Below are 3,667 nucleotides of genomic sequence, written 5' to 3'. Positions count from 1 at the left end.
GGCGTCGATTAGATCGCTAAGCACTGTTGAGTGTTTAGCCGTCCAATCGGACGATTTGACATCGTTTAGAGAGAATATAGTTATTCTGAGAGTATTCTTAGAATAACAAACAACACTGTTTGATTACCTCAAGTAAGGGGCTGATCTCAGTTGGTGCTGATCCTTCGGGTGACGCGAGCATTTGACAAGACTGTTTCCTCGGTCTTCCAAGTGTCTGCCTTCTGAAAAATGAACAGCGTTGTCCAAGTCAAGTACACTAACCGATGTGTTTGCTGACAAGCAGATACATCATTGTTCTTTATCTTCCACACGGGTCCCTACCGACATTGGGAAGTGTGGGTTCCAAGATAAAGAGCGGGAAAATTATGTATGACTTTTGGTTCAGATGAAGATCCTTTGCTTGCCAGCTCATAAGGATCGCGATGGACACTTCGGTGTCTTTCTATTTCTGGATCAAATCAAGCGCGAAAAGGGCGTTTGGTGGATGCCTTGGCAGTAAGAGGCGATGAAAGACGTGATACTCTGCGATAAGTCATGGGGAGCTGAGAATAAGCTTTGATCCATGAATTTCTGAATGGGGGAACCCACCTGACAGTTTGTTATAATAGCCTTAGGGCTGCTTATAACTTGCTGAACCAGGTACTTATTGACTGAATACATAGGTCTTTAAGAGCAAACCCGGGGAACTGAAACATCTAAGTACCCGGAGGAAAGGAAATCAATTGATACTCCCCTAGTAGCGGCGAGCGAACGGGGACCAGCCAAGCCTGATAAGTGACTAGAACGTGTTGGGAAGCACGGCCATAGCGGGTGATAGCCCCGTATAGGAAGCTTTGAAGGATGTATTAAGTAGGGCGGAACACGTGAAATTCTGTCTGAAGATCGGAGGACCACCTTCGAAGGCTAAGTACTCCTTACTGACCGATAGCGAACCAGTACCGTGAGGGAAAGGTGAAAAGCACCCCGACAAGGGGAGTGAAACAGTACCTGAAACCGAACGCCTACAATCAGTTGGAGGGGCTTTACGCCCTGACAGCGTACCTTTTGTATAATGGGTCATCGACTTAGTGTATCTAGCAAGCTTAAGCCGTTAGGTGTAGGCGCAGCGAAAGCGAGTCTTAATAGGGCGACTGAGTTAGATGCATTAGACCCGAAACCGAGTGATCTAGGCATGACCAGGCTGAAGGTTAGGTAACACTAACTGGAGGGCCGAACCCACATCTGTTGAAAAAGATCGGGATGAGTTGTGCCTAGGGGTGAAAGGCCAATCAAACTCGGAGATAGCTGGTTCTCTGCGAAATCTATTTAGGTAGAGCGTCATCCGAATACCCCGGGGGGTAGAGCACTGGATGGGTAATGGGGACTCACCGTCTTACTGATCCTAACCAAACTCCGAATACCCGGGAGTACTAGATGGCAGACACACTGCGGATGCTAACGTCCGTAGTGGAGAGGGAAACAACCCTGACCTACGACTAAGGCCCCTAATTCATGGCTAAGTGGGAAAGCAGGTGGGACGACCAAAACAACCAGGAGGTTGGCTTAGAAGCAGCCATCCTTTAAAGATAGCGTAACAGCTCACTGGTCTAAATAAGTTGTCCTGCGGCGAAGATGTAACGGGGCTCAAGCCATGAGCCGAAGTCTAGGATGCAATTTATTGCATGGTAGCAGAGCGTAGTGTGACATAGTACCTTTCCTCTTTAGCAATCTTCGGATTGCCTTGGAGGATATGGTGCTTTCGATGAAGCCGGGGCGTAAGCCATCCGGTGGAGAGATCACTAGTGAGAATGATGACATGAGTAGCGACAAAGAGTGTGAGAGACACTCTCGCCGAAAGTCCAAGGGTTCCTGCTTAAAGCTAATCTGAGCAGGGTAAGCCGACCCCTAAGGCGAGGCCGAAAGGCGTAGTCGATGGGAACCAGGTTAATATTCCTGGGCCAGATGGAAGTGACGGATCTCGAGGGTAGTTCATCCTTATTGGATTGAATGGGCTGCTTAGAGGTTCCTGGAAATAGCTCCATCATGAGATCGTACCCTAAACCGACACAGGTGGACTGGTAGAGAATACCAAGGCGCTTGAGAGAACTATGTTGAAGGAACTCGGCAAAATACCTCCGTAAGTTCGCGAGAAGGAGGCCCAGTTTCTACGCAAGTATTGACTGGGGGCACAAACTAGGGGGTGGCGACTGTTTACTAAAAACACAGGGCTCTGCGAAGTCGTAAGACGACGTATAGGGTCTGACGCCTGCCCGGTGCCTGAAGGTTAAAAGGAGGAGTGAGAGCTCCGAATTGAAGCCCAGGTAAACGGCGGCCGTAACTATAACGGTCCTAAGGTAGCGAAATTCCTTGTCGGGTAAGTTCCGACCTGCACGAATGGCGTAACGACTTCCCCGCTGTCTCCAACATAGACTCAGCGAAATTGAATTGCCTGTCAAGATGCAGGCTTCCCGCGGTTAGACGGAAAGACCCCGTGCACCTTTACTACAGCTTCACACTGGCATCAGGCCATGCATGTGCAGGATAGGTGGTGGGCATTGAAACCAGAACGCTAGTTCTGGTGGAGCCTCCCTTGAGATACCACCCTTGCATTGCTTGATGTCTAACCGCGGTCCGTTATCCGGATCCGGGACCCTGTGTGGCGGGTAGTTTGACTGGGGCGGTCGCCTCCTAAAGCGTAACGGAGGCGCGCGAAGGTTGGCTCAGAGCGGTCGGAAATCGCTCGTTGAGTGCAATGGCAGAAGCCAGCCTGACTGCAAGACTGACAAGTCGAGCAGAGTCGAAAGACGGCCATAGTGATCCGGTGGTCCCGAGTGGAAGGGCCATCGCTCAACGGATAAAAGGTACGCCGGGGATAACAGGCTGATACTGCCCAAGAGTCCATATCGACGGCAGTGTTTGGCACCTCGATGTCGGCTCATCTCATCCTGGGGCTGGAGCAGGTCCCAAGGGTACGGCTGTTCGCCGTTTAAAGAGGTACGTGAGCTGGGTTTAGAACGTCGTGAGACAGTTCGGTCCCTATCTGCCGTGGGTGTAGGATACTTGAGAGGAGTTGCCCCTAGTACGAGAGGACCGGGGTGAACGATCCACTGGTGTACCAGTTGTTCCGCCAGGAGCAGTGCTGGGTAGCTATGATCGGACAGGATAACCGCTGAAGGCATCTAAGCGGGAAGCCCCCCTCAAAACAAGGTATCCCTGAGAGCCGAGGTAGACCACCTCGTCGATAGGCCAGAGATGTAAGTGCAGCAATGCATTCAGTTGACTGGTACTAATGGCTCGATAGGCTTGATTTGATCCAGTAATAGACAGATACAGTGCTCAAGCAGCAAAGCTATAGCACATATCAATGTCCGTTACCTGGGACCAAATAAGTCATACACAACAACAACACACAGCTTACCGCTGACTTGGACAACAACACCAACTGGTGCGCACAGGAGTTGCTTCGCAATTCCTTGCCGCGCACTCGTTGAATTGGCTAAGCCAATAATCAACGTCTTTAGCCGTTTATTCGGTTTGGTGATCATAGCGCGAGTGAAACACCCGGTCCCATCCCGAACCCGGAAGTTAAGCACCGTTGCGCCGATGGTACTGCATCTTAAGGTGTGGGAGAGTAGGGCATCGCCAAACCTAATAAACGACTAAAGATCATATTCTCTCTACGATGATC

At 50.5% G+C, this 3,667-nt stretch carries 2 rRNA genes; both read left to right on the top strand.

What is annotated here, in order from left to right:
• Nucleotides 1-456 precede the first annotated feature (456 nt).
• Nucleotides 457-3,290: ribosomal RNA gene (locus Q4544_RS15670) — 23S ribosomal RNA — on the top strand.
• 222 nt (nucleotides 3,291-3,512) lie between these two features.
• A 5S ribosomal RNA gene (gene rrf, locus Q4544_RS15665) occupies nucleotides 3,513-3,627 on the top strand.
• Nucleotides 3,628-3,667: the final 40 nt, after the last annotated feature.

The organism is Cognatishimia sp. 1_MG-2023, assembly GCF_030548175.1.
GTDB lineage: Bacteria > Pseudomonadota > Alphaproteobacteria > Rhodobacterales > Rhodobacteraceae > Cognatishimia.
This window is presented reverse-complemented; position numbering and strand designations above follow the sequence as displayed.